This is a genomic window from Streptomyces sp. NPDC107559, from assembly GCF_055657365.1.
On record NZ_JBVKBD010000003.1, the window covers coordinates 23913 to 46052 of the forward strand.

The window sequence follows — 22140 nt, forward strand, 5'->3', positions numbered from 1 at the left end:
GGTTCCGGTCCGTTTTCCGATGCGGTCGGCCCGGTCACCGGCGAGGCGGCCACAGAGGCCACCGGACGGCCCCTGCGCCGGGCCAGCCTCGAACCACGCCCGGCCGACCCGTGGCAGGATCGGAAATGCCATGACTGCGCCCACGAAACCCCCGCACACCGTCCCGGCCCCCGGTTCCTCCGGCAGCCCGGTCGACGGGACGCATCTGCACACACCCGTCATCACCTGGTTCGACGCCCACGCCCGCGACCTGCCCTGGCGGCACCCGGAGGCCGGCCCCTGGGGCGTGATGGTGAGCGAGTTCATGCTCCAGCAGACGCCGGTGAACCGTGTCCTGCCGGTCTACGAGCAGTGGATGGCCCGCTGGCCACGCCCCGCCGACCTCGCCGCGGAGGCCCCCGGCGAGGCCGTGCGCGCCTGGGGCCGGCTCGGTTACCCGCGCCGCGCCCTGCGCCTGCACGGCGCCGCGGTCGCCATAACGGACCGGCACGGCGGCGACGTACCGTCCGACCACGCCCAGCTGCTCGCCCTGCCCGGGATCGGCGAGTACACGGCCGCCGCCGTCGCGTCGTTCGCGTACGGCCGACGCCACGCCGTGCTGGACACCAATGTCCGCCGGGTCTTCGCCCGTGCCGTGACCGGCGTGCGGTATCCGCCGAACGCGACCACCGCCGCCGAACGCAAGCTGGCCCGCGCCCTGCTGCCCGAGGAGGAGCGGACCGCGGCACGCTGGGCGGCCGCGTCCATGGAGCTCGGCGCGCTGGTGTGCACGGCGAAGAGCGAGGCCTGCCACCGCTGCCCGATCGCCGGCCAGTGCGCCTGGCGGCTGGCCGGGAAGCCGGAGCACGAGGGACCGCCGCGCCGCGGTCAGACGTACGCGGGCACGGACCGGCAGGTCCGCGGCAAGCTGCTGGCCGTCCTGCGCGAGGCCCACACCCCGGTCCCGCAGGCCGCGCTCGACCGGGTGTGGCACGAGCCGGTGCAGCGCGCCCGCGCCCTGGACGGGCTCGTCGCGGACGGTCTGGTGGAGCCGCTGCCGGGCGGCCGGTACCGGCTGCCGCTGACCTGACGCATGGTCACCTCACAGGAAGGCGGGCTTCTTCACAGCCGACTCCAGGACCGCACCTAGCTTCGACGACACCCAAATCCCCCATATCAGCATGATTCACCTCGCCCCCTTACCCCGGACCTACTTCCGTTACACAACCGACGGACAGCCGAGGGCTCCCCGCAGGCTGCTTCGCACAGCCTCGTGACAACACCTCCGTAGCTTCGTCTGCGTGCCCGGCACCAACACGGGGACGACGGACACGGGCCGGAGTAAAACGGGGAACGGAGGCGGTCGATCATGGCGCAGGGCGAGGTGCTCGAATTCGAGGAGTACGTCCGCACCCGGCAGGACGCGCTGCTGCGCAGTGCGCGCCGGCTGGTCCCGGACCCGGTCGACGCCCAGGACCTCCTCCAGACGGCGCTGGCGCGGACGTACGGCCGCTGGGAGGGCATCGCGGACAAGCGGCTGGCCGACGCCTACCTGCGCCGGGTCATGATCAACACACGCACCGAGTGGTGGCGGGCGCGCAAGCTCGAAGAGGTGCCGACCGAGCAGCTGCCGGACGCCTGCATCGACGACTCCACCGAGCAGCACGCCGACCGTGCCCTGCTGATGGACGCCCTGAAGGTGCTCGCCCCGAAGCAGCGCAGCGTCGTCGTGCTGCGACACTGGGAGCAGATGTCCACGGAGGAGACGGCCGCTGCCCTGGGCATGTCGGCCGGAACGGTCAAGAGCACGCTGCACCGGGCGCTCGCCCGGCTCCGCGAGGAGCTGGAGAGCCGTGATCTGGACGCACGCGCGCTGGAGCGTGAGGAGCAGGAGCGTTGCGCGGCCTGACCGGCACCGGGCCCACAGCGGCCCGCGGAACCTTCCAGGCGGTGTTCACGGCGATGTTCGTGATCACCGCCCTCGGGCTTTTCGCCGCCGGCTGCGCCACCGGCGGCACCGGCGCCCGTGACGAGGGACCGGCCCACTCCGACACCGTGCCGGGCGCCGTCCCCTCCCTCGCGGCCTCGCCCTCCGGCACCCCGGCCCGGGTGGACGTGGTGCAACTCGTCAAGGCCGACCCGCAGGTCTCCGCCGAGGTCAAGCGGGGGCTGAAGCCGTGTGCCGGCGACGACTACCCGGTGGACGTCTCCTACGGCGACCTGACCGGAGGGTCGTCGAGCGACATCGTCGTGAACGTGCTGACCTGCGCCGACACGATCGGTCTCGGCTCCTACGTGTATCGCGAGCAGGACGGCCGGTACACGGACGTGTTCAAGGTCGAGGAGCCCCCGGCCTACGCGGAGATCGACCGCGGCGACCTGGTGGTGACCAAGCAGGTGTACGGCAAGGACGACCCGGTCTCGAGTCCGTCCGGGGAGGACGTGATCACGTACCGCTGGTCCGCGGACCGCTTCACCGAGGAGTACCGGTCGTACAACGACTACAGCAACGCCGCGGGCACGGCGCCGACCCCGGCGCCCGACCGCAGATGACCCGGGGCACGGCCGAGCCGGGCACGGACCGGCCGCGGCGCGGGATGACCCCGGGCCCGAACGGCCCGCCCGATCCGACCGACCCGACCGACCACCGCACCGACCGCCGGAAGGACTGAGAACACCGGGATGGCAGACCAGACCCACGTGCTGTTCGTCGAGGACGACGACGTCATCCGCGAGGCCACCCAACTCGCGCTGGAGCGGGACGGCTTCGTGGTCACCGCGATGCCCGACGGGCTGTCGGGCCTGGAGGCGTTCCGCGCGAACCGCCCCGACATCGCGCTGCTGGACGTCATGGTGCCCGGCCTGGACGGCGTCAGCCTGTGCCGGCGCATCCGGGACGAGTCCACGGTTCCCGTGATCATGCTGTCGGCGCGCGCCGACGCCATCGACGTCGTCCTCGGCCTGGAGGCCGGCGCCGACGACTATGTGACCAAGCCGTTCGACGGCGCCGTGCTGGTGGCCCGCATCCGTGCCGTGCTGCGCCGCTTCGGTCACGCCGGCGGGGCCGACCGCGCGGGCGAGGCCGCTGCCGCCGCCGGCGGGGTGCTGGCCTTCGGCGAACTGGAGATCGACACCGAGGGCATGGAGGTGCGCCGCGCCGGACAGCCGGTGGCCCTCACCCCGACCGAGATGCGGCTGCTGCTGGAGTTCTCCTCGGCGCCGGGCACGGTGCTCTCGCGCGACAAGCTCCTGGAGCGCGTGTGGGACTACGGGTGGGGCGGGGACACCCGCGTGGTCGACGTCCATGTGCAGCGGCTGCGTACCAAGATCGGTCAGGACCGCATCGAGACAGTCCGCGGTTTCGGTTACAAGCTGAAGGCCTGAGCGGGGCGATTCATGCAGGTCACACGGGGGATCCTCGGACGTCTGCGCTCGTTCGGCGACAGGCACCCGGGCATCCGTACGGGGCTGCGGTGGAAGCTGAGCGCGGCCATCGCGCTGGTCGGCGCGCTGGTGGCGCTCGCGCTCAGCGTGGTCGTGCACAACGCCGCCCGGGTCTCGATGCTGGACAACGCGCGCGACCTCGCCGACGAACGGGTGCTGATCGCCCAGCGCGGTTACGAGGCGTCCGGGCGGCTCAACTTCCCCAACATCAAGATCGACGACATGGACCTGCCGGCGGAGCTGCGGGAGAAGGTGGCCGAGGGGCGCCGGGCGACCTTCGTGTCCGACAGCGCTGGCGGGGAGCCGGACATCTGGGCGGCCGTGCCGGTCAAGAACGGGCATGTGCTGTCGCTGCACACCGGTTTCACCGACCGCAGCACGGACATCCTCAAGGATCTCGACCAGGCTCTGGTGATCGGTTCGATCGCGGTGGTCCTCGGCGGAAGCGCGCTCGGCGTGCTCATCGGCGGTCAGCTGTCGCGCCGGCTGCGCAAGGCGGCCGCCGCGGCCAACGAGGTCGCCAGGGGCGAGCCGGACGTACGGGTGCGCGACGCCATCGGCGGGGTCGTGCAGGACGAGACGGACGACCTGGCGCACGCGGTCGACGCGATGGCGGACGCCCTCCAGCAGCGTCTGGAGGCGGAGCGACGGGTCACCGCGGACATCGCGCACGAGCTGCGCACCCCGGTGACCGGGCTGCTGACAGCGGCCGAACTGCTGCCGCCGGGCCGGCCGACGGAACTCGTGCTGGACCGGGCGAAGGCGATGCGCACGCTGGTCGAGGACGTGCTGGAGGTGGCCCGGCTGGACGGCGCCTCGGAGCGGGCCGAGTTGCAGGACATCCTGCTGGGCGACTTCGTGTCCCGGCGGGTGGCGGCGAAGGACCCCGGTGTCGAGGTGCGGGTGGTGCACGAGTCGGAGGTCACCACCGACCCGCGGCGCCTGGAACGGGTGCTGTTCAACCTGCTGGCCAATGCCGCCCGGCACGGCAGGCCGCCGGTCGAGGTCACCGTCGAGGGCCGGGTGATCCGGGTCCGCGACCACGGCCCCGGCTTCCCCGAGAACCTGCTCGTCGAAGGGCCGAGCCGGTTCCGCACGGGCAGCAGCGACCGCTCGGGGCGCGGCCACGGGCTCGGCCTGACGATCGCGGCCGGCCAGGCCCGGGTGCTGGGTGCCCGCCTGACCTTCCGTAACGTCCGCCCGGCCGGGGCACCCGAGCACATCCCGGCCGAGGGCGCGGTCGCCGTCCTGTGGCTGCCGGAACACGCGCCGACGAACACCGGAAGCCACCCGATGCTGCCGACCGGACAGTAGCGCCGGGGCGGCCCTACGGCCCCGGGATCCGCCCACGGCCCTCCCCGGGGGCCTGGGATCCGCCCACGGCCGTCCCCGGGGGCCTGGGGATCCGCCCACGGCCCTCCCCGGGGGCCTGGGATCCGCCTACGGACGTCCCCGGGGGCCTGGGGATCCGCCTGCGGCCGTCCCTGGGGGCCGGGGCCCTGGGTGTCCCGCCCAGGACCGTCCCTGCGGCCCTTGGGGATCCGCCCGGCGCTGTCCCTGGGCCCCTTCTGGCGGGGTCCTCCCGGCACCGTCCCTGCGGCCCCTGGCGGGTTCCTCCCGGCGTCGTCCGACGGCCACCGGCGGGAGCCGTACGCGGCGCCACCCGGGCAGGACGGTGCGCGGCCGCCCGACGCCGGAACCCTGAGCCGCCGCCCGGCGCCAGGACCGTGAGCGGCGAACGGTGCGACGGCACAGCCGAAGGCCCCCGGGGCGGACACCAGCCGGGGGCCTTCGGTCGACTGCCCGATCCGCCGCATCCGCCGCATCCGGCGAACCGAACGCACGGGGCGGATCGAGTGGAGCGAGTGGATCGATTGGATCGGAGGAGCGCGGCCGGCCGAACGGACCGGACCCGCTCCGTCGACCGGTGGATCAGACGGACTCGGCCATCGCGGCCATCGCCGCGTCGCCCTCGGCGCCGTCCTGCTTCGGCCCCGATCCCTTGAGCGCGACCTCCTTGACGAACACCGACGCCACCACCACGATCACGGCCACCGCCGCGCCGAGGACGAAGGCGGAGTGCGTACCGGCCGACACCGCGTGCTGGTAGGCCTCGCGCGCCGCCGCCGGCAGCTTGGCCAGGCTCGCCGCGTCGAGCTGCGCGGACTGCTCGGTGATCTTCGCGCCCAGCGCGCCGGCCCGCTCGGCCATGACGTCCTGGACCCGGTGGTTGAACAGCGCGCCCATGATCGCGACACCGAACGACGAACCGAGCGTGCGCAGCAGGGTGGTGGTGGAGGACGCGACGCCCATGTCCTTCATCTCCACGCTGTTCTGCGCCACCAGCATGGTGACCTGCATCAGGCAGCCCATGCCCAGGCCGAGGACGGCCATGTAGACACCGGAGATGAACCGGGTGGTGTCCGTGTCCATCGTCGACAGCAGGTAGAGACCGATCACCATCAGCACACCGCCGACGATGGGGAAGATCTTGTAGCGACCGGTGTTGGTGGTGACCCGGCCGGCGACCATCGACGTCACGAGCATCGCGCCCAGCATGGGCAGCAGCAGCAGACCGGAGTTGGTCGCGGAGGCACCCTGCACCGCCTGCTGGTACAGCGGCAGGAAGAGCGTGGCACCGAACATGGCGAAGCCGGTGATGAAGCCGATGACCGACATCAGGGTGAAGTTAAGGCTGCGGAAGATGTGCAGCGGCACGATCGGCTCGGCCGCCTTGGTCTGCCAGAACAAGAACCCGACCAGCGCGGCGACACCGAGGCCGATGAGCTCCATGATCTGCGGGGATGTCCAGTCGTACTCCGTGCCGCCCCAGGTGGTGACGAGGACGATGGAGGTGATGCCGATGGTCAGCAGCGCGGCACCCAGATAGTCGATGCGCGTCTTGGAGCGCTTCTTCGGCAGATGCAGGACGATGCTGATCGCGGTGAGCGCGACCGCGCCCAGCGGCAGGTTGATGTAGAAGGACCAGCGCCAGCCCCAGTTGTCGGTGATGGTGCCGCCGATCAGCGGACCGCCGATCATCGCCAGCGCCATGATGCCGGCCATCATGCCCTGGTACTTTCCGCGCTCGCGGGGCGGGATCAGGTCACCGATGATCGCCATGACGCCGACCATGAGACCGCCGGCGCCCAGACCCTGGACGGCCCGGAAGCCGATGAGCTGGCCCATGTCCTGGGCCATGCCGCTCAGCGCGGAGCCGATCAGGAAGATCACGATCGACGACATGAAGGCGCCCTTGCGGCCGTACATGTCGCCGAGCTTGCCCCAGATCGGGGTGGAGGCCGCGGTGGCGAGGGTGTACGCCGTCACGACCCAGGAGAGGTGCTCCAGGCCGCCGAGCTCACCGACGATCGTCGGCATGGCCGTGCCGACGATCATGTTGTCGAGCATCGCCAGCATCATCGTGAGCATCAGCGCGAGCAGGACCACCCGCACGCTCCTGGGCTGTTTCTCTTCGTCCGTGTCGACCGCGTCGACCGCCTGTGTGTCCGCCATCATTCCCACTCCCCCGGGCCAAGTACTTACTTGCCGACCGGCTAGTTGACTACACTGGGCAAGATAGACCCGTAACTAGCCGGTCGTCAAGTAAGTTTCCTGGGAGCGCGAGGAGTACGAGGATGGGCGGCATCATGGACGGCACCAAGCAGCAGCGCCGCGGGAACACGCGCCAGCGCATCCAGGACGTCGCACTCGAACTGTTCGCCGAGCAGGGGTACGAGAAGACCTCGCTGCGCGAGATCGCCGAGGGCCTGGACGTCACCAAGGCCGCCCTCTACTACCACTTCAAGACCAAGGAAGAGATCCTGGTCAGCATCTTCGAGGACCTGACGCGGCCCATCGGGGAACTGATCGAGTGGGGCAAGGGGCAGCCGCACACCCTGGAGACCAAGCAGGAGATCGTACGGCGCTACCACCAGGCCCTCATAGACGCGTCACCGCTGTTCCGCTTCATGCAGGAGAACCAGGCGACGGTACGGGAACTGCGCATCGGCGACACGTTCAAGGACCGGATGCGCGGCCTGCGCGACATCATCATGGACCCGGACGCGGCACTGGTCGATCAGGTCCGCTGCCTCAGCGCCCTGTTCACGCTGCACGCCGGCATGTTCGTCATGCAGGACCTCGAAGGCGACCCCGAGGACAAGCGCAAGGCCGTCCTGGAGGTCGCCATCGATCAAGTGACGCAAGCTCACCGGGGCTCCTGACCCAGGGCCCGTCCGGCGGATCGTGACCCGGTCGGTCAGACCAGCACGCCCTTGGCGCGCAGGAAGGCGACCGGGTTGACCGCCGAACCGTAGTTCGGGGTCGTACGGATCTCGAAGTGCAGGTGCGGGCCACTGGAGTTGCCGGTGTTGCCCGACAGGGCGATGTGCTGACCGGCCCCGACGTACTGACCTATGCGCACGTCGACGCGGGACAGGTGGGCGTACTGCGAGTACAGGCCGTTGGCGTGCTTGATGACGATGGCGTTGCCGTAGGCCGAGCCGTCACCGGCACCCCTGCCACCGGCCTTGACGACCGTTCCACCGGACGCGGCGACGACGTTGGTGCCGCTCGGCACGGCGAAGTCCTGGCCCGAGTGCTTGTGCGCCCACATGCCGCCGGCCTGGTTGAAGGTGGCGCTCAGCGCGTAGTACTTCACCGGCTTGACCCACACGCTCCCCGGCGCGACCGACTTGGCGGCGGGCTTGGCCGCGGCCGGCGCGGTGGCGGGCGCGGCGGCCGCGACCCCGGCTCCCAGCGTGACCGACATCCCCAGGCCCGCCCCCAGAACGGCGACGCGGTTGCGGAGCAGGGACGTACGGGCGTTACGGGACTGGACACGCTGCGACATAGGAACCTCACGACTTCGGGGACAGGATCGCCACCCGGCGGACAGACGTTCGCCGGAGTGGCCACACCTTGGTAACCCGTGGGCTCATCTGCACTCAAACGTGTGATCTACGACGAGAGGTAGTAAATAAACACCAAAATGCACACTTCTTGACACAACGCCCATTCGGTACGACAACACCGAGGCCACGGGAAAGAGCGCGAGGACTTGGGGGCGAATGTCCGATTTGTCATTATCTGCGGTTTCACTAACCGGGATAGTAGGGAACAAATCGCCTGTGCCGCTTGTCACCGGGCGACGAGATCAGGGGGCCCGCAAATGTGACGCGGGCTACGCCGCGAAAGCCCGCACCGGGACCTCCGGGAGCGGGTGCGCGAACCGGCCGCCACACGCGCCGCATTGACGTCCGACACCGCCTCGTCGAGCCGCCGGAACGCTGACGGACCGCCAGATCGCATCCCGCGGGACCGACTTACGGGTGCCGTGGCCGCTCACGTCTCAACTGAGCGCGTTTCCCGCCGCTTTGTGACGCACATCTCTGTACGCCTACTACCCGGTAACCCTACGGTTCCCCTCGCGCCACCCTCACCCACGATCATGCCCATGATCCCGGCAGTGCACGGATGTGAGAGGACCCCCCACGCATGAACACAGGCTCCTGGACCCGCCGTATATCGGCCGCCGCCGTCTCCGCGGCCGCCCTGGTGGCGATGGCCGCCCCCGCCGAGGCCGCCACGACGAGCGGCACCGCCTCGGCCGCCACGACGAGCGGCACCGCCTCGGCCGCCGCCGCGAAGACCGACTACGCGACCTGGCAGCGGGACTGCCAGGCCGTGATGGACCAGGCCCTGCCGTACCTTCGGCAGCGCATCGCCGCCGCCGGGCCCGGCGAGAAGCCCGCCATCGTGCTCGACATCGACAACACCGCCCTGGAGACCGACTTCGGCTTCAGCTACCCGCAGCCGGCCAACGCCCCGGTCCTGGCGGTCGCCCGGTACGCCCAGGCGCACGGCGTCTCCGTCTTCTTCGTCACCGCCCGGCCGGGGATCATCTACCTGCCCACCGAGTACAACCTCGAGCACGACGGCTACGAGGTCTCCGGTCTCTACGTGCGCGGGCTGTTCGACCTCTTCAAGGACGTCGCCGCCTACAAGACCGCCCAGCGCGTCGACATCGAGTCGAAGGGCTACACGATCATCGCGAACATCGGCAACAGCGCCACCGACCTCTCGGGCGGCCACGCCGAGAAGACGTACAAGCTGCCGGACTACGACGGGCAGCTGTCCTAGGACAGGCCCCCAGGGCCTGCCCCAGGCCTTGCCAAGGCCTGCTCAAGGCCTGCCCAGGGCCTGGCCTCGGCCGCTCCCGGACATGCGGAAGGGGGCCGGTGCTTTCCAGCACCGGCCCCCTTCTGGCGTCGCCCTGGGGCTTACGCGTCCTTGCTCAGGTTCGGTCCGGCACCGCCGGCCGCCTGCTCGATCGGCGGGACGTCGGGCAGCGCCGACTTCTCCTCACCGCGGAAGGTGAAGGTCGCGGAGTCGCCCTCGCCCTCGGTATCCACGACCACGATGTGACCGGGACGCAGCTCGCCGAAGAGGATCTTCTCCGAGAGCGTGTCCTCGATCTCGCGCTGGATGGTGCGGCGCAGCGGCCGGGCGCCCAGCACGGGGTCGTAGCCCTTCTTGGACAGCAGCTCCTTCGCGGACTGGGAGAGCTCGATGCCCATGTCCCGGTCCTTCAGGCGCTCGTCCACCTTGCCGACCATCAGGTCGACGATCCGCAGGATGTCCGCCTGGGTGAGCTGCGGGAAGACGACCACGTCGTCGACGCGGTTGAGGAACTCGGGGCGGAAGTGCTGCTTGAGCTCGTCCGAGACCTTGTTCTTCATGCGCTCGTAGTTGGTCTTCGTGTCGCCCGAGGCCGCGAAGCCCAGGTTGAAGCCCTTGGAGATGTCCCGGGTGCCGAGGTTGGTCGTCATGATGATGACCGTGTTCTTGAAGTCCACGACCCGGCCCTGGGAGTCGGTCAGCCGACCGTCCTCCAGGATCTGCAGCAGCGAGTTGAAGATGTCCGGGTGGGCCTTCTCGACCTCGTCGAAGAGGACGACGGAGAACGGCTTGCGGCGGACCTTCTCGGTCAGCTGGCCGCCCTCTTCGTAGCCCACGTAGCCGGGGGGCGAACCGAACAGGCGCGAGACCGTGTGCTTCTCGCTGAACTCCGACATGTCGAGGGAGATCAGCGCGTCCTCGTCACCGAAGAGGAACTCGGCGAGGGCCTTGGACAGCTCGGTCTTACCGACACCGGAGGGGCCGGCGAAGATGAACGAGCCACCGGGACGCTTGGGGTCCTTCAGACCGGCACGCGTACGGCGGATCGCCTTCGACAGCGCCTTGACGGCGTCGACCTGGCCGATGACCCGCTTGTGGAGCTCGTCCTCCATGCGCAGCAGGCGGGACGACTCCTCCTCGGTCAGCTTGAAGACCGGGATGCCGGTGGCGGTCGCGAGGACCTCGGCGATCAGCTCGCCGTCGACCTCGGCGACGACGTCCATGTCGCCGGCCTTCCACTCCTTCTCCCGCTTGGCCTTCGCGGCGAGGAGCTGCTTCTCCTTGTCGCGCAGGGAGGCGGCCTTCTCGAAGTCCTGCGAGTCGATCGCGGACTCCTTGTCCCGGCGGACACCGGCGATCTTCTCGTCGAACTCGCGCAGGTCCGGCGGCGCGGTCATCCGGCGGATACGCATCCGGGAGCCGGCCTCGTCGATCAGGTCGATGGCCTTGTCCGGCAGGAAGCGGTCCGAGATGTACCGGTCGGCCAGGGTGGCGGCCTGGACCAGCGCCTCGTCCGTGATGGACACGCGGTGGTGCGCCTCGTAGCGGTCGCGCAGACCCTTGAGGATCTCGATCGTGTGCGGCAGGGACGGCTCCGCGACCTGGATGGGCTGGAAGCGGCGCTCCAGGGCCGCGTCCTTCTCCAGGTGCTTGCGGTACTCGTCCAGCGTGGTCGCACCGATGGTCTGGAGCTCACCACGGGCCAGCATCGGCTTGAGGATCGAAGCCGCGTCGATGGCGCCTTCGGCCGCGCCGGCTCCGACCAGCGTGTGCAGCTCGTCGATGAACAGGATGATGTCGCCGCGGGTGCGGATCTCCTTGAGGACCTTCTTCAGGCGCTCCTCGAAGTCACCGCGGTAGCGGGAACCGGCGACCAGGGCACCGAGGTCGAGGGTGTAGAGGTGCTTGTCCTTGAGGGTCTCGGGCACCTCGCCCTTGACGATGGCCTGGGCGAGGCCCTCGACGACGGCGGTCTTGCCGACGCCGGGCTCACCGATCAGCACCGGGTTGTTCTTGGTACGGCGGGACAGCACCTGCATGACCCGCTCGATCTCCTTCTCGCGCCCGATGACCGGGTCGAGCTTGGACTCACGAGCGGCCTGGGTGAGGTTCCGGCCGAACTGGTCGAGGACCAGGGACGTCGAGGGAGTGCCCTCGGCAGGCCCGCCGGCGGTGGCGGTCTCCTTGCCCTGGTAGCCCGACAGCAGCTGGATGACCTGCTGGCGGACACGGTTGAGATCGGCACCCAGCTTGACCAGGACCTGGGCGGCGACGCCCTCGCCCTCGCGGATCAGGCCGAGCAGGATGTGCTCCGTGCCGATGTAGTTGTGGCCGAGCTGAAGAGCCTCGCGGAGCGACAGCTCCAGGACCTTCTTGGCACGAGGGGTGAAGGGGATGTGCCCGGACGGGGCCTGCTGGCCCTGGCCGATGATCTCCTCCACCTGCTGGCGGACCGCCTCGAGCGAAATCCCGAGGCTCTCAAGGGCCTTGGCGGCGACACCCTCACCCTCGTGGATCAGGCCCAGGAGGATGTGCTCGGTGCCGATGTAGTTGTGGTTGAGCATCCGGGCTTCTTCCTGAGCCAGGACGACAACCCGCCGCGCGCGGTCGGTGAACCTCTCGAACATCGTTAATCGCTCCTCAGAGCGGTCAGGCAGTGGGGGGAACTTCCCCTCCCTGTCCTTCCGCAGCTTAGTCCCGCGAGCGGGGACCGCTCATTCCAACTGCCGACACCGTCCTTGGCCTCCTGACCCCGAACGCCGACATCTGCTCCAACCCGATGGTGCGAGACGATGTTCCCGCAGGCCAGGCAGTTACCCTCACCAGCAGTACGCCGATGGCGAACGTGAGACGGCCTTTCCTGCGTGTCGCCCCCTCCCACTAGGGATGTCTTACCCGTGGGAGCGGACACTCCATGCCGCGCGCACCGATTCCCTCCGCTACGGGCGAACAACCTCGCGCCTGTGCGCACCCCCGTACGCCCCCTCGAATTCTCACGCTGTGCAGCCATCGGTGCACCCAGCGTAACTCGGGGGGTTTTGGGACGGTTGCACTTGGCATGGTTGGCTCAGTCACCGCGGCGCCCCTTTCCCGTCCGCTCCCGGCGCCGGACGGCCGGACGCGGCACTGGTACGAGAACGCGCTGGGGTGGACGACCGTGCCCGGAGAGCCGGTACGGCTGGTCACGGGCCTGCGCTTCGACGTCCTCGACGTACCCGCCGAGGCGGGTCTGGGGGCCCTGAGGCACCTGGCGCCGGACTCTCCGGTGGCTCTGAAAGGCGACCGGATGCGGCTGCTGACGGCCGTCGGCAGCGCGGAGGAGCTGCCGGGACTCCTGGACTGGCTGGAGTGGGGGGCGCTGGCGCCGGATCTGGTGGCGCTCGGCGCGGGCGGACACACCGAGGCGCCGCTACCGCCCGGCCCTGGGCCGACCGGCGGCCCGCAGTTCTCCCCGGACGGCTGCCGGCCTCTTCAGGGGGCCGCGGTGTGGTTGCGGCCCCCCGCGCCGGGACGCGAGATCGAGGCGTCGCTGCCGACGCTGTCCGCCGTGGGGGGCGGTGGGGGCGCCCCCGATCTCGCACGCCTCGTGGACACGGTGGCCACGCAGTGCCACCGTGCCAGGCTGCGGCGCGCGGGCGTTCAGCCGTTGGCCTTCTCGTAGGCCTCGCGGATCATCGCGGGAACACGGCCGCGGTCGTTGACCTCGAAACCGTTCTCCTTGGCCCAGGCGCGGATCTGCGCGGTGTCCTGGCTGCCACCGGAAGCGGCGCGCGCCTTTCCACGTCCACCAGAAGCGCGGCCTCCGGTACGCCGACCACCCTTCACATAGGGGTCGAGAAGGCTGCGCAGCTTGTCCGCATTGACGGTCGTGAGATCGATCTCGTACGTCTTGCCGTCCAGCGCGAACGTCACGGTCTCGTCCGCCTCGCCGCCGTCGAGGTCGTCGACAAGAAGGACCTGAACCTTCTGTGCCACCGGATTTCCTTTCATCGAAAACGTGAGGGCCGGGGGTCTGCGGCGTCCGCCGTTTCACCGCCCCTTGTTATATCCACTACTGCAGTACGTCGGAAAGCAAACCGCTTTTGCGGGAAAAACACAAACCCCCGGCAGAGACCCAAGGGCCGCTCCCGTGCCGGAAACATGCGCGTTTCGGACATAGGGAACCTGGGCAGCGTCCGTTGGGTTGTCCGCTTGTGCCCCGGCGGAATATGCCTTGAGGAACCTCGCGATGCCCGGCGATCACAGATGCAGAAGCATCCGGCTGTTGCCCAAGGTGTTCGGTTTCACTCGTTCGAGACCGAGGAACTCCGCGACGCCCTCGTCATAGGAGCGCATGAGTTCCGCGTACACATCGGCGTCGACCGGCGTCTCCCCGATCTCCACGAAGCCGTGCCTGACGAAGAAGTCCACTTCGAAGGTCAGACAGAAAACCCGGCGAACGCCGAGCCGACGGGCCGTGTCCAGCAACTTCCCCAGCAGCCGGTGGCCGACGCCGTGGCCCTTGAGGCCGGGCTTCACCGCGAGGGTGCGCACTTCCGCGAGGTCTTCCCACATGACGTGCAGCGCGCCGCAGCCGACCACCTCGGCGTTGTCGTCCCGTTCGGCGACCCAGAACTCCTGGATGTCCTCGTAAAGCGTCACCATCGCTTTGTCGAGCAGGATGCCGTCCCGGGCGTACGCGTCAAGGAGTCGGCGCACGGCCGGGACATCGCCGGTCCGGGCCCGCCGGACGGTGATGGTTTTAGCGACTTCGGGGCTCTCTGACATGAGCGGACGCTATCGCCCGCCGCCCTTCGCCGCCGAGCCGGGGTTCTCCCGCGACGACGTATCGGGCGCGTCCGTATCACCGGCATCGCCGGCCGTATCGGGGGTCCGGCCGGGCTCGGGCGTTTCCGGTACCTGGACGATGCGCATGGCGTCCGACAGGGCCTGCCGCTGTTCGTCGCTCATCATGCCGAAGAAGGCGACGAGAGCGGCGGCGGCGTTGTCGCTCTGCGCCCAGGCGTCGTTCATCAGCGCGGCCGCGTAGGCGGCACGGGTGGAGACCGCCTCATATCTATAGGCCCGGCCTTCCGCCTCCCGGCGCACCCAGCCCTTCTGATGGAGATTGTCCAAAACGGTCATCACCGTGGTGTAGGCGATGGTCCGTTCCCGCTGTAGGTCTTCCAGGACTTCCCGAACGGTGACCGGGCGGTTCCACTTCCACACCCGCGTCATGACCGCGTCTTCGAGTTCTCCCAATGGGCGAGGCACAGCTCAGAACAATAGTGGGAGATCCAGGCAATGGCGTGCCGGACGTGCACTTTAAGCTGCAAACGCGAACAAAAAGGGCGCACGACGGCTAAAATGCCCGCGCCGGGCAGGACGGGGTGGGGTCCTGGCCGCGCGGGCAGCGTCGTGCGCCGACAGGCGCCGGTGCTCGGGGTGCGGGGGGGCGGGATGCGGGGCTCCACGGCCCCGCGGCCCGGGTTCCGTCAGGCCTCGGACTGCACGGAGGTGGCCTGGCGGGCGCTCTCGGCGCGCGCGAGGGCCGCGTCGACGGCGGCGTCCTCCTTGGCCTTGTTGGCTCCGCCCTGGGTCTTCACGATCACCCTGATGAGACCGATGAAGAACGCGGCCATCACGACCGGGGGCACGAGCGCGGAGACGTAGTCCATGCCCCCAGGGTAGCCACGCCGGAACGCCGCGCAGGGGGCGGGGGACGCCGACCGGCCGGGGCGGGGGCGGGTGGGCGCCGGCCCCGCCCCGCGGCCCCGGGGTCCGGTCAGCCCACGGCGAGCCGCTCGGACGGGCTCCCGGACGGCGAGGCCGGTTTGCGGCGCGGGAAGACCTCGCCCGGGGTGGGGATCGGGCGGCGGGCCGGAGCGGGCTCCTGCGGGGCGGAACCGGGGCGGGCGGGTGCGGGCTTCACGGCGGGCTCCTTCCGGGGCTTGTCGGCCGACTCCTCGGCGACCGTGCGGACATCGGCGCCGAGGCCGCCGGCGGAACCGCCGGAAAGGCCCCCGGGGAGCGCCAGAAGGCGGGTACGGGAGGCGGGGACGGTCGGGGTGGACGAGATGGCCGAGGGGCCGGCCGCGGACGCCTGGGCGCCCGCCGGGGCCCGCCGGGAGGCGCTGCGGGCGAGCCGGGCGCGCACGTCCTGCTCCGCGAGCGTGCGGCAGCGGTCGAGGAGGGCGGCGGCGACGGGGCCGCCCCGCAGCGCCCGGAGCGCGGCGAGGTCGTCCGGGTCGGGGCGGTACCCGGCGCCCAGCGCCTCCTCCAGGAGCGCGAGATAGCCGCTCGCGGTGCCGGGCAGGGCGGCGCGGTACCGGGCGAGGTCGGCCACCAGGAAGGCGCGCAGCCTGGCGCCCTCGCGCATCGCCTCGTCTAGGGACTCGGCGACGCGTAGGCAGTCCTGGACGTCCTCGGCCGAGGCGGGGGCGGGGTTCAGGGCGAGGGCGAGAGCGCGGCGGAGCACGCGCAGCTCCTCCACGCCGAACGCCATGCCGCCGCGGGATCCGTATGGCGTGGGCATGGAGCGACGGTACGCGCTAATCAGACAAATTCCGCATAGCGGATGGGCGTGGCGCGCGCGTCCACCCGGCTGGCCGCCACCCGACCGTGATCGGCGCCGCGCTGCCCGGCCGTGATCGGCACGCTGCCCGGCCGACCGCGCCACACCTGTCCGACGCATCCCCGCACCACCGCCCGGCCCGGACCGCGCCGCCCGTCCGACGCCCGCACCAGGCCACCGCCCGTACCCGACCGCGCCCGACCGTGATCGGCACGGTCCCGGGCGGGCGTGACGGCCCGTCCGGCGTCGCCCCGTACGACCGCCGGACCGCCCCGTACGACCGCCGGACCGCTCCGCACCACCGTCCGCGGACGCGCCGGGCGCCCGGGCCCGCGGACGTCCGTGCCACCGGCACACGCCGGACCACGACGACACGACAGAGCCGGGCGCTCCACGGGTTGGAACGTCCCGGCTCTGTCGTGTCGCTCGTGTCGCCTCAGAGGCGGGACACGTTTCGTTCGTAGACCATGCGCAGGCCGATGAGGGTCAGCCACGGCTCGTGCTCGTCGATCACGGACGCCTCGCCCAGCACCATCGGCGCCAACCCGCCGGTGGCGATCACCGTCACCTCGTCCGGGTCGTCCGCCAGCTCCCGGGCCATCCGGCTGACGACGCCGTCGACCTGGCCGGCGAACCCGTACACGATCCCGGCCTGCATCGCCTCGACCGTGTTCTTGCCGATCACGCTGCGCGGCCGGGCGACCTCGATCTTGCGCAGCTGGGCGCCCTTGACGCCCAGCGCCTCGACCGAGATCTCGATCCCGGGCGCGATGACCCCGCCCACGTACTCCCCGCGCGCGCTGACCGCGTCGAACGTCGTCGCCGTGCCGAAGTCGACGACGATCGCCGGACCGCCGTACAGCTCGACGGCCGCCACCGCGTTGATGATGCGGTCGGCGCCGACCTCCTTGGGGTTGTCGGTGAGGATCGGCACGCCGGTCTTCACCCCGGGCTCCACCAGCACCGCGGGCACGTCGCCGTAGTACCGGCGGGTGACCTCGCGCAGCTCGTGCAGCACGGACGGCACGGTCGCGCAGATGGCGATCCCGTCGATGCCGTCGCCCAGCTCCTCCCCCAGGAGCGGGTGCATGCCCATCAGCCCCTGGAGGAGCACCGCGAGTTCGTCCGCGGTGCGACGGGCGTCCGTGGAGATCCGCCAGTGCTCGACGATGTCCTCGCCGTCGAACAGGCCGAGCACCGTGTGCGTGTTGCCTACGTCGATCGTCAGCAGCATGGCCGGTCCCCGCTCCCTACTCCGCCGCTCGCAGATCCAGACCGATGTCCAGGATCGGCGAGGAGTGGGTCAGCGCCCCGACCGCCAGGAAGTCCACGCCGGTGTCGGCGTAGGTCTTGGCGTTCTCCAGGGTCAGCCGGCCCGACGCCTCCAGCAGCGCGCGCTCGCGGACGATCCCGGCCGCCTCCGCGCACTGCTCCGGCGTGAAGTTGTCCAGCAGGATCAGGTCGGCGCCCGCCTCCACCACCTCGCGCAGCTGGTGCAGGGTGTCGACCTCGACCTCGACCGGTACGTCGGGGAAGGCCTCGCGCACGGCCGCGAAGGCCTGGGCGACGCCGCCCGCGGCGACCACGTGGTTGTCCTTGACCAGGGCCGCGTCGGACAGCGACATCCGGTGGTTCACGCCGCCGCCGCAGCGCACCGCGAACTTCTCCAGCGAGCGCAGGCCCGGCGTCGTCTTGCGGGTGTCGCGGACCTTCGCCTTGGTGCCCTCCAGCGCGTCCGCCCACGCGCGCGTGGCGGTCGCGATGCCGGACAGCCGGCACAGCAGGTTGAGCGCGCTGCGCTCGGCGGTCAGCAGGTCGCGCGTGCGCGTGGTGACCGACAGGAGCTTCTGCCCGGCCTGGACCCGCTCGCCGTCCTCCACGTGCCGCTCGACCTCGAACTCGTCCGTGCAGACGACCGAGATCACCGCCTCGGCGACCCTGAGCCCGGCCACGACACCGGCCTCGCGCGCGGTGAAGTCGGCGGTGGCCACGGCGTCCTCGGGGATGGTCGCGACCGTCGTCACGTCCACGCCGTTGTCCAGGTCCTCCTGGATGGCGACATTGGCGATGTCCTCGACCTCCAGCGGGTCGAGACCCGCCTCGGTCAGGAGCTGCGCGAGCGCGGGGTCGAGCCCGCACTCCAGGTATTCCTCGCCGGAGTCCGCGCCGCAGGCACAGCCGTCGCCGCAGCCGTCGGACGAGGCGAGGGGAAGGTCGGAGGTACTCACTGCTGTCACTGCTCCTGGGGACGGTGCGTGGCGGTCCCCGCCGCCCCGGCGGGGCCGGCGGCGAAGGGGAGGGTCGGGGGGAAGTCTGCGGTGTCCGTGGTGTGCACGGCCAGCGAGCGGTCCGGATTCAGCCGTACGACGATATGGCGCCGCCAGGCGCTGTCGTCGCGGTCGGCGTGGTCCTCGCGCCAGTGGCAGCCGCGGGTCTCCTCGCGCTGCCCGGCCGCGGCGACCAGGACGCGGGCCACGCACAGGAGGTTGGTGGCCTCCCAGGTGTCGACGCCGGGCTCGGCGGTCTTGCCGTTCTCGTCGAGGGCGTCGCGGGCCTCGCTGTGCAGCCGCTGGAGCTGTCCGGCGGCCCGGGTGAGGGAGCCGGCGGAGCGCAGCACACCGGCGCCCTCGGTCATGATCCGCTGGATCGCGAACCGGTCCTCGGGGGCGAGCAGCGGGTGGGCCGGCTTCTCGGGCTGCGCGACCGGTGCGGGCACGCGCGCGTGCAGCCCGTCGCGGACCCGGCCGTTCGTGATGTCGGCGACGATGCGCTCGGCGTAGACCAGGCCCTCCAGCAGGGAGTTGGAGGCGAGCCGGTTGGCGCCGTGCACGCCGGTGCAGGCGACCTCGCCGCAGGCGTACAGGCCCGGCACCGTCGTACGGCCGTGGGAGTCGGTGCGCACCCCGCCGGAGGCGTAGTGGGCGGCCGGGGCGATCGGGATGGGCTCGTGCACCGGGTCGATGCCGTGGGCGCGGCAGGCGGCCAGGATCGTCGGGAAGCGGTGCTCCCACATCTCGGCGCCGAAGTGCCGGGCGTCGAGGAACATGTGCTCGGCGTCCTGCTCCTGCATCCGGCGCATGATGCCCTTGGCGACGATGTCGCGCGGCGCCAGTTCGGCCAGCTCGTGCTGACCCACCATGAAGCGCACGCCGTCGGCGTCGACCAGGTGGGCGCCCTCGCCGCGTACCGCCTCGGAGACCAGCGGCTGCTGGCCCTCGGCGTCGGGGCCCAGGAACAGCACGGTCGGGTGGAACTGCACGAACTCCAGGTCGGAGACCTCCGCGCCGGCCCGCAGGGCGAGCGCCACGCCGTCGCCGGTGGACACGGACGGGTTGGTGGTCGCGGAGAACACCTGGCCCATGCCGCCGGTGGCGAGGACCACGGTGGGCGCGTGCACGGCGCCCACGCCGTCGTGCTGACCCTCGCCCATCACGTGCAGGGTGACGCCCGCCGTGCGGCCGTCGGCGTCCGTCAGCAGGTCCAGCACGAGCGCGTTCTCGATCGCGCGCAGTCCGCGCGCGTGGAGCGCCTCGACCAGCGCCCGGGAGATCTCGGCGCCGGTCGCGTCGCCGCCCGCGTGCGCGATGCGGCGGCGGTGGTGGCCGCCCTCGCGGGTGAGCTCCAGCCTGCCCTCGGCGGACTCGTCGAAGTGGGCACCGGTCTCGATCAGCCGCCGTACGGCGTCGGGGCCCTCGGTGACGAGGATCCGTACGGCCTCCTCGTCGCACAGGCCCGCGCCCGCGACCAGCGTGTCGTCCAGGTGCTGCTCGGGGGTGTCGCCCTCACCGAGGGCCGCGGCGATACCGCCCTGCGCCCAGCGGGTGGAGCCGTCGTCGAGCCGTGCCTTGGTGACGACGACCGTCGTCAGGCCCGCGGCCTGGCAGCGCAGCGCCGCGGTCAGGCCGGCCACCCCGGAGCCGACGACCACCACGTCCGCGGAGATGGACCACCCGGGCGCGGGCGCGTGCAGTCGTATGCCTGTGCTGGTCACGAGGCGGCTCCGAAGGTGAGAGGAAGGTTGTCGATCAGCCTGGTGGTGCCGACCCGGGCGGCCACGGCGAGGACGGCCTCGCCGGTGAAGTCGTCGTCGATCTCGGTGAAGTCGGACGGGTCGACCAGCGCGAGGTAGTCCAGTTCGAGCGGCGGGTCCAGCCGGGCGGCCTCGTCGAGCACCAGCCGCGCGGCGGCGCGCACGGCCGCCGCGCAGCCGGGCACGGCCTTGGCGACGGCGTGGGTGTCGGCGGCCGCGCGGGACTCCCCGATGGCGCTGAGCGCCTCGGCACGGGCGTGCGTGACGGGGGTCGCACGGGCCCGGGCGCGCAGCGCCTCCTGGGCCGCGTGCCGGTCGCGGCCCGCGAACAGGGCCTGGGACAGGGCGAGGGCGGTGTGCCGCTCCCCCGGCGAGAGGTAGCGGTTGCGGCTGGACAGGGCCAGCCCGTCCTCCTCGCGCACGGTCGGCACACCGACGATCTCGATGCCGAAGTTCAGGTCCCGCACCATGCGCCGGACCAGGGCGAGCTGCTGGGCGTCCTTCTGCCCGAACAGCGCCACGTCGGGCCGGGTGAGGTGCAGCAGCTTGCCGACCACGGTGAGCATGCCGTCGAAGTGGCCCGGGCGGGTGGCGCCCTCCAGGCGTTCGCCCATGGGGCCCGCGCCGATCCGGACCTGCGGTTCGCCGCCCGGGTAGACCTCTTCCACGGACGGGGCGAAGACGACGTCGGCGCCCGCCTGCTCGGCGAGCTTGAGGTCGGCCTCCAGGGTGCGCGGGTAGCGGTCGAGGTCCTCGCCCGCGCCGAACTGCAACGGGTTGACGAAGACCGTGACCACGACCTCCCCGTCCGGACCGGCGAGCTCGCGCGCGGTGCGGATCAGGGTGGCGTGCCCCTCGTGCAGGGCGCCCATGGTCATCGCGACGGCTCGGCGGCCCGCGGGCACGCGTGCGTGCAGCTCTCCCGCGGTACGCAGCAAGGTGGTGGTCATCCGGCGGCTCCTTCGGTGCCGTGGGTTCCGTCGGTGCGGTCCGCCCCGTCGGCGAGTACCCCGAGCAGGTCCTCCGCGAGTTCCGGCTTGAGCAGTCCGTGGGCGAGCGCCCGGTCGGCGGTCGCGCGGGCCATCGCCAGATAGCCGGCGACGGTCCCCGGGGCGTGCTCGCGCAGCTGGCCGATGTGCGCGGCGACCGTGCCCGCGTCCCCGCGCGCGACGGGGCCGGTCAGCGCCGCGTCACCGGAGCGCAGGGCGTTGTCGAGGGCGGCGCCGAGCAGCGGGCCGAGCATCCGGTCGGGCGCGTCGACGCCGGCCGTGCGCAGCAGTTCCATGGCCTGGGCGACGAGGGTGACCAGGTGGTTGGCGCCGAGTGCGAGGGCCGCGTGGTAGAGCGGCCGGTTCTCCTCGGCGATCCACTCCGGTTCGCCGCCCATCTCGATGACGAGGGCCTCGGCGGCCAGTCGCAGCTCGCCGGGGGCGGTGACGCCGAACGAGCAGCCGGCCAGCCGCTGCACGTCCACGGGGGTGCCGGTGAAGGTCATCGCGGGGTGCAGGGCCAGCGGCAGGGCGCCCGCGCGCAGGGCGGGGTCCAGCACCTTCGCGCCGTACCGTCCGGAGGTGTGCACGAGCAGCTGTCCCGGGCGCACGGCGCCGGTCTCGGCGAGTCCCGTCACCAGGCCGGGCAGGGTGTCGTCCGGGACGGTCAGCAGCACCAGCTCGGCGCGGCGCAGGACCTCTGCGGGCGGCACGACCGGCACGTCGGGCAGCAGCAGCGCGGCCCGCCTGCGGGAGGCGTCGGAGACCCCGGAGACGGCCACCGGGCGGTGGCCGGCGAGCTCCAGGGACGCGGCCAGCGCGGGGCCCACCCGGCCGGCGCCGACGACGCCGACGGTGAGCCGCGCGGGGCGGTCCCTGGGGTCTGGCTGTTGGACTGTACTCACGCGACCGCGACCTTCCCGTTCCAGTCCGCTCTGGGTACCGGACGATTTCTCGTCATG

At 71.5% G+C, this 22140-nt stretch carries 21 protein-coding genes; 8 read left to right on the top strand and 13 right to left on the bottom strand.

Features of this window, described 5'->3' with window-relative positions; genetic code table 11:
- Positions 1–130 precede the first annotated feature (130 nt).
- The 5 genes from ACZ7OY_RS11590 to cseC all read left to right on the top strand — a co-directional run bounded on the left by ACZ7OY_RS11590 (position 131) and on the right by cseC (position 4737).
- Entirely contained in the window at positions 131–1069 is a 939-nt protein-coding gene (locus ACZ7OY_RS11590; protein ID WP_471911236.1) for an HhH-GPD family protein, read from the top strand.
- 279 nt (positions 1070–1348) lie between these two features.
- Positions 1349–1888 carry a SigE family RNA polymerase sigma factor gene (locus tag ACZ7OY_RS11595; protein ID WP_152895151.1) on the top strand — a complete coding sequence of 180 codons (540 nt, stop codon included), beginning with the start codon at positions 1349–1351 and terminating at the stop codon, positions 1886–1888.
- Positions 1876–2532: a hypothetical protein gene (locus tag ACZ7OY_RS11600; protein WP_471911237.1), complete on the top strand. Its 657-nt coding sequence runs from the start codon at positions 1876–1878 to the stop codon at positions 2530–2532. Before ACZ7OY_RS11595 ends, ACZ7OY_RS11600 begins: the two co-directional genes overlap by 13 nt.
- 129 nt (positions 2533–2661) lie before the next feature.
- Entirely contained in the window at positions 2662–3363 is a 702-nt protein-coding gene (gene cseB / locus ACZ7OY_RS11605) for a two-component system response regulator CseB (RefSeq protein ID WP_351607948.1), read from the top strand.
- A gap of 12 nt (positions 3364–3375) precedes the next feature.
- Positions 3376–4737 (top strand): two-component system sensor histidine kinase CseC, encoded by a 1362-nt coding sequence (cseC, locus tag ACZ7OY_RS11610; protein WP_471911238.1) that lies wholly within the window; start codon positions 3376–3378, stop codon positions 4735–4737.
- Positions 4738–5355: 618 nt separating this feature from the next.
- Here the strand turns inward: cseC and ACZ7OY_RS11615 are convergent.
- A complete protein-coding gene (locus ACZ7OY_RS11615) occupies positions 5356–6939 on the bottom strand; it encodes an MDR family MFS transporter (protein ID WP_471911239.1) in 1584 nt (527 codons plus the stop codon).
- A gap of 122 nt (positions 6940–7061) precedes the next feature.
- On the opposite strand from ACZ7OY_RS11615, the gene ACZ7OY_RS11620 reads away from it, so the two are divergent.
- Positions 7062–7649 carry a TetR/AcrR family transcriptional regulator gene (locus tag ACZ7OY_RS11620; RefSeq protein WP_351618060.1) on the top strand — a complete coding sequence of 196 codons (588 nt, stop codon included), beginning with the start codon at positions 7062–7064 and terminating at the stop codon, positions 7647–7649.
- A 35-nt stretch (positions 7650–7684) separates the two neighbouring features.
- Here ACZ7OY_RS11620 and ACZ7OY_RS11625 read toward each other — a convergent pair whose 3' ends face one another.
- A complete protein-coding gene (locus ACZ7OY_RS11625; protein WP_471911240.1) occupies positions 7685–8278 on the bottom strand; it encodes a M23 family metallopeptidase in 594 nt (197 codons plus the stop codon).
- Positions 8279–8922: 644 nt separating this feature from the next.
- On the opposite strand from ACZ7OY_RS11625, the gene ACZ7OY_RS11630 reads away from it, so the two are divergent.
- A complete protein-coding gene (locus ACZ7OY_RS11630) occupies positions 8923–9567 on the top strand; it encodes an HAD family acid phosphatase (protein ID WP_471911241.1) in 645 nt (214 codons plus the stop codon).
- A gap of 140 nt (positions 9568–9707) precedes the next feature.
- Here the strand turns inward: ACZ7OY_RS11630 and ACZ7OY_RS11635 are convergent, their stop codons facing one another.
- Positions 9708–12233 carry an ATP-dependent Clp protease ATP-binding subunit gene (locus ACZ7OY_RS11635; protein ID WP_351618069.1) on the bottom strand — a complete coding sequence of 842 codons (2526 nt, stop codon included), beginning with the start codon at positions 12231–12233 and terminating at the stop codon, positions 9708–9710.
- A gap of 431 nt (positions 12234–12664) precedes the next feature.
- Between ACZ7OY_RS11635 and ACZ7OY_RS11640 the strand changes: the two genes are divergently transcribed.
- Positions 12665–13267: an SCO3374 family protein gene (locus ACZ7OY_RS11640; protein WP_471911242.1), complete on the top strand. Its 603-nt coding sequence runs from the start codon at positions 12665–12667 to the stop codon at positions 13265–13267.
- Here the strand turns inward: ACZ7OY_RS11640 and ACZ7OY_RS11645 are convergent.
- The 10 genes from ACZ7OY_RS11645 to ACZ7OY_RS11690 all read right to left on the bottom strand — a co-directional run bounded on the left by ACZ7OY_RS11645 (position 13246) and on the right by ACZ7OY_RS11690 (position 22083).
- Positions 13246–13581, bottom strand: a complete 336-nt coding sequence (locus ACZ7OY_RS11645) for an Lsr2 dimerization domain-containing protein (protein ID WP_162470015.1) — start codon at positions 13579–13581, stop codon at positions 13246–13248. The two genes, ACZ7OY_RS11640 and ACZ7OY_RS11645, sit on opposite strands and share 22 nt — an antisense overlap.
- 264 nt (positions 13582–13845) lie before the next feature.
- Positions 13846–14373, bottom strand: coding sequence for an amino-acid N-acetyltransferase (locus tag ACZ7OY_RS11650; RefSeq protein WP_471911243.1), 528 nt, complete (start codon positions 14371–14373; stop codon positions 13846–13848).
- Between the two features lie 9 nt (positions 14374–14382).
- Positions 14383–14859 carry a BlaI/MecI/CopY family transcriptional regulator gene (locus ACZ7OY_RS11655; RefSeq protein WP_384731045.1) on the bottom strand — a complete coding sequence of 159 codons (477 nt, stop codon included), beginning with the start codon at positions 14857–14859 and terminating at the stop codon, positions 14383–14385.
- Positions 14860–15080: 221 nt separating this feature from the next.
- Positions 15081–15263, bottom strand: a complete 183-nt coding sequence (locus ACZ7OY_RS11660) for a hypothetical protein (protein WP_471911244.1) — start codon at positions 15261–15263, stop codon at positions 15081–15083.
- Between the two features lie 107 nt (positions 15264–15370).
- Positions 15371–16090 carry a hypothetical protein gene (locus ACZ7OY_RS11665; protein ID WP_471911665.1) on the bottom strand — a complete coding sequence of 240 codons (720 nt, stop codon included), beginning with the start codon at positions 16088–16090 and terminating at the stop codon, positions 15371–15373.
- A gap of 505 nt (positions 16091–16595) precedes the next feature.
- Positions 16596–17393: a type III pantothenate kinase gene (locus ACZ7OY_RS11670; protein ID WP_152887713.1), complete on the bottom strand. Its 798-nt coding sequence runs from the start codon at positions 17391–17393 to the stop codon at positions 16596–16598.
- A 16-nt stretch (positions 17394–17409) separates the two neighbouring features.
- Positions 17410–18387 carry a carboxylating nicotinate-nucleotide diphosphorylase gene (nadC, locus tag ACZ7OY_RS11675; protein ID WP_471911245.1) on the bottom strand — a complete coding sequence of 326 codons (978 nt, stop codon included), beginning with the start codon at positions 18385–18387 and terminating at the stop codon, positions 17410–17412.
- Between the two features lie 5 nt (positions 18388–18392).
- Positions 18393–20150: an L-aspartate oxidase gene (locus ACZ7OY_RS11680; protein WP_471911246.1), complete on the bottom strand. Its 1758-nt coding sequence runs from the start codon at positions 20148–20150 to the stop codon at positions 18393–18395.
- Positions 20147–21139 carry a pantoate--beta-alanine ligase gene (gene panC / locus ACZ7OY_RS11685; protein ID WP_471911247.1) on the bottom strand — a complete coding sequence of 331 codons (993 nt, stop codon included), beginning with the start codon at positions 21137–21139 and terminating at the stop codon, positions 20147–20149. The genes ACZ7OY_RS11680 and panC overlap by 4 nt, the downstream gene beginning before the upstream one ends.
- Positions 21136–22083, bottom strand: coding sequence for a Rossmann-like and DUF2520 domain-containing protein (locus ACZ7OY_RS11690; RefSeq protein ID WP_471911248.1), 948 nt, complete (start codon positions 22081–22083; stop codon positions 21136–21138). Before ACZ7OY_RS11690 ends, panC begins: the two co-directional genes overlap by 4 nt.
- Positions 22084–22140 lie beyond the last annotated feature (57 nt).

Excerpts from the sequence above, each read along its gene's own strand:
- ACZ7OY_RS11590 (WP_471911236.1), top strand. The coding sequence starts at position 131 with ATGACTGCGCCCACGAAACCCCCGCACACCGTCCCGGCCCCCGGTTCC.
- ACZ7OY_RS11595 (WP_152895151.1), top strand. The coding sequence starts at position 1,349 with ATGGCGCAGGGCGAGGTGCTCGAATTCGAGGAGTACGTCCGCACCCGG.
- cseB (WP_351607948.1), top strand. The coding sequence starts at position 2,662 with ATGGCAGACCAGACCCACGTGCTGTTCGTCGAGGACGACGACGTCATC.
- cseC (WP_471911238.1), top strand. The coding sequence starts at position 3,376 with ATGCAGGTCACACGGGGGATCCTCGGACGTCTGCGCTCGTTCGGCGAC.
- ACZ7OY_RS11615 (WP_471911239.1), bottom strand. The coding sequence starts at position 6,939 with ATGGCGGACACACAGGCGGTCGACGCGGTCGACACGGACGAAGAGAAA.
- ACZ7OY_RS11620 (WP_351618060.1), top strand. The coding sequence starts at position 7,062 with ATGGGCGGCATCATGGACGGCACCAAGCAGCAGCGCCGCGGGAACACG.
- ACZ7OY_RS11625 (WP_471911240.1), bottom strand. The coding sequence starts at position 8,278 with ATGTCGCAGCGTGTCCAGTCCCGTAACGCCCGTACGTCCCTGCTCCGC.
- ACZ7OY_RS11630 (WP_471911241.1), top strand. The coding sequence starts at position 8,923 with ATGAACACAGGCTCCTGGACCCGCCGTATATCGGCCGCCGCCGTCTCC.
- ACZ7OY_RS11635 (WP_351618069.1), bottom strand. The coding sequence starts at position 12,233 with ATGTTCGAGAGGTTCACCGACCGCGCGCGGCGGGTTGTCGTCCTGGCT.
- ACZ7OY_RS11640 (WP_471911242.1), top strand. The coding sequence starts at position 12,665 with ATGGTTGGCTCAGTCACCGCGGCGCCCCTTTCCCGTCCGCTCCCGGCG.
- ACZ7OY_RS11650 (WP_471911243.1), bottom strand. The coding sequence starts at position 14,373 with ATGTCAGAGAGCCCCGAAGTCGCTAAAACCATCACCGTCCGGCGGGCC.
- ACZ7OY_RS11660 (WP_471911244.1), bottom strand. The coding sequence starts at position 15,263 with ATGGACTACGTCTCCGCGCTCGTGCCCCCGGTCGTGATGGCCGCGTTC.
- ACZ7OY_RS11665 (WP_471911665.1), bottom strand. The coding sequence starts at position 16,090 with ATGGCGTTCGGCGTGGAGGAGCTGCGCGTGCTCCGCCGCGCTCTCGCC.
- ACZ7OY_RS11670 (WP_152887713.1), bottom strand. The coding sequence starts at position 17,393 with ATGCTGCTGACGATCGACGTAGGCAACACGCACACGGTGCTCGGCCTG.
- panC (WP_471911247.1), bottom strand. The coding sequence starts at position 21,139 with ATGACCACCACCTTGCTGCGTACCGCGGGAGAGCTGCACGCACGCGTG.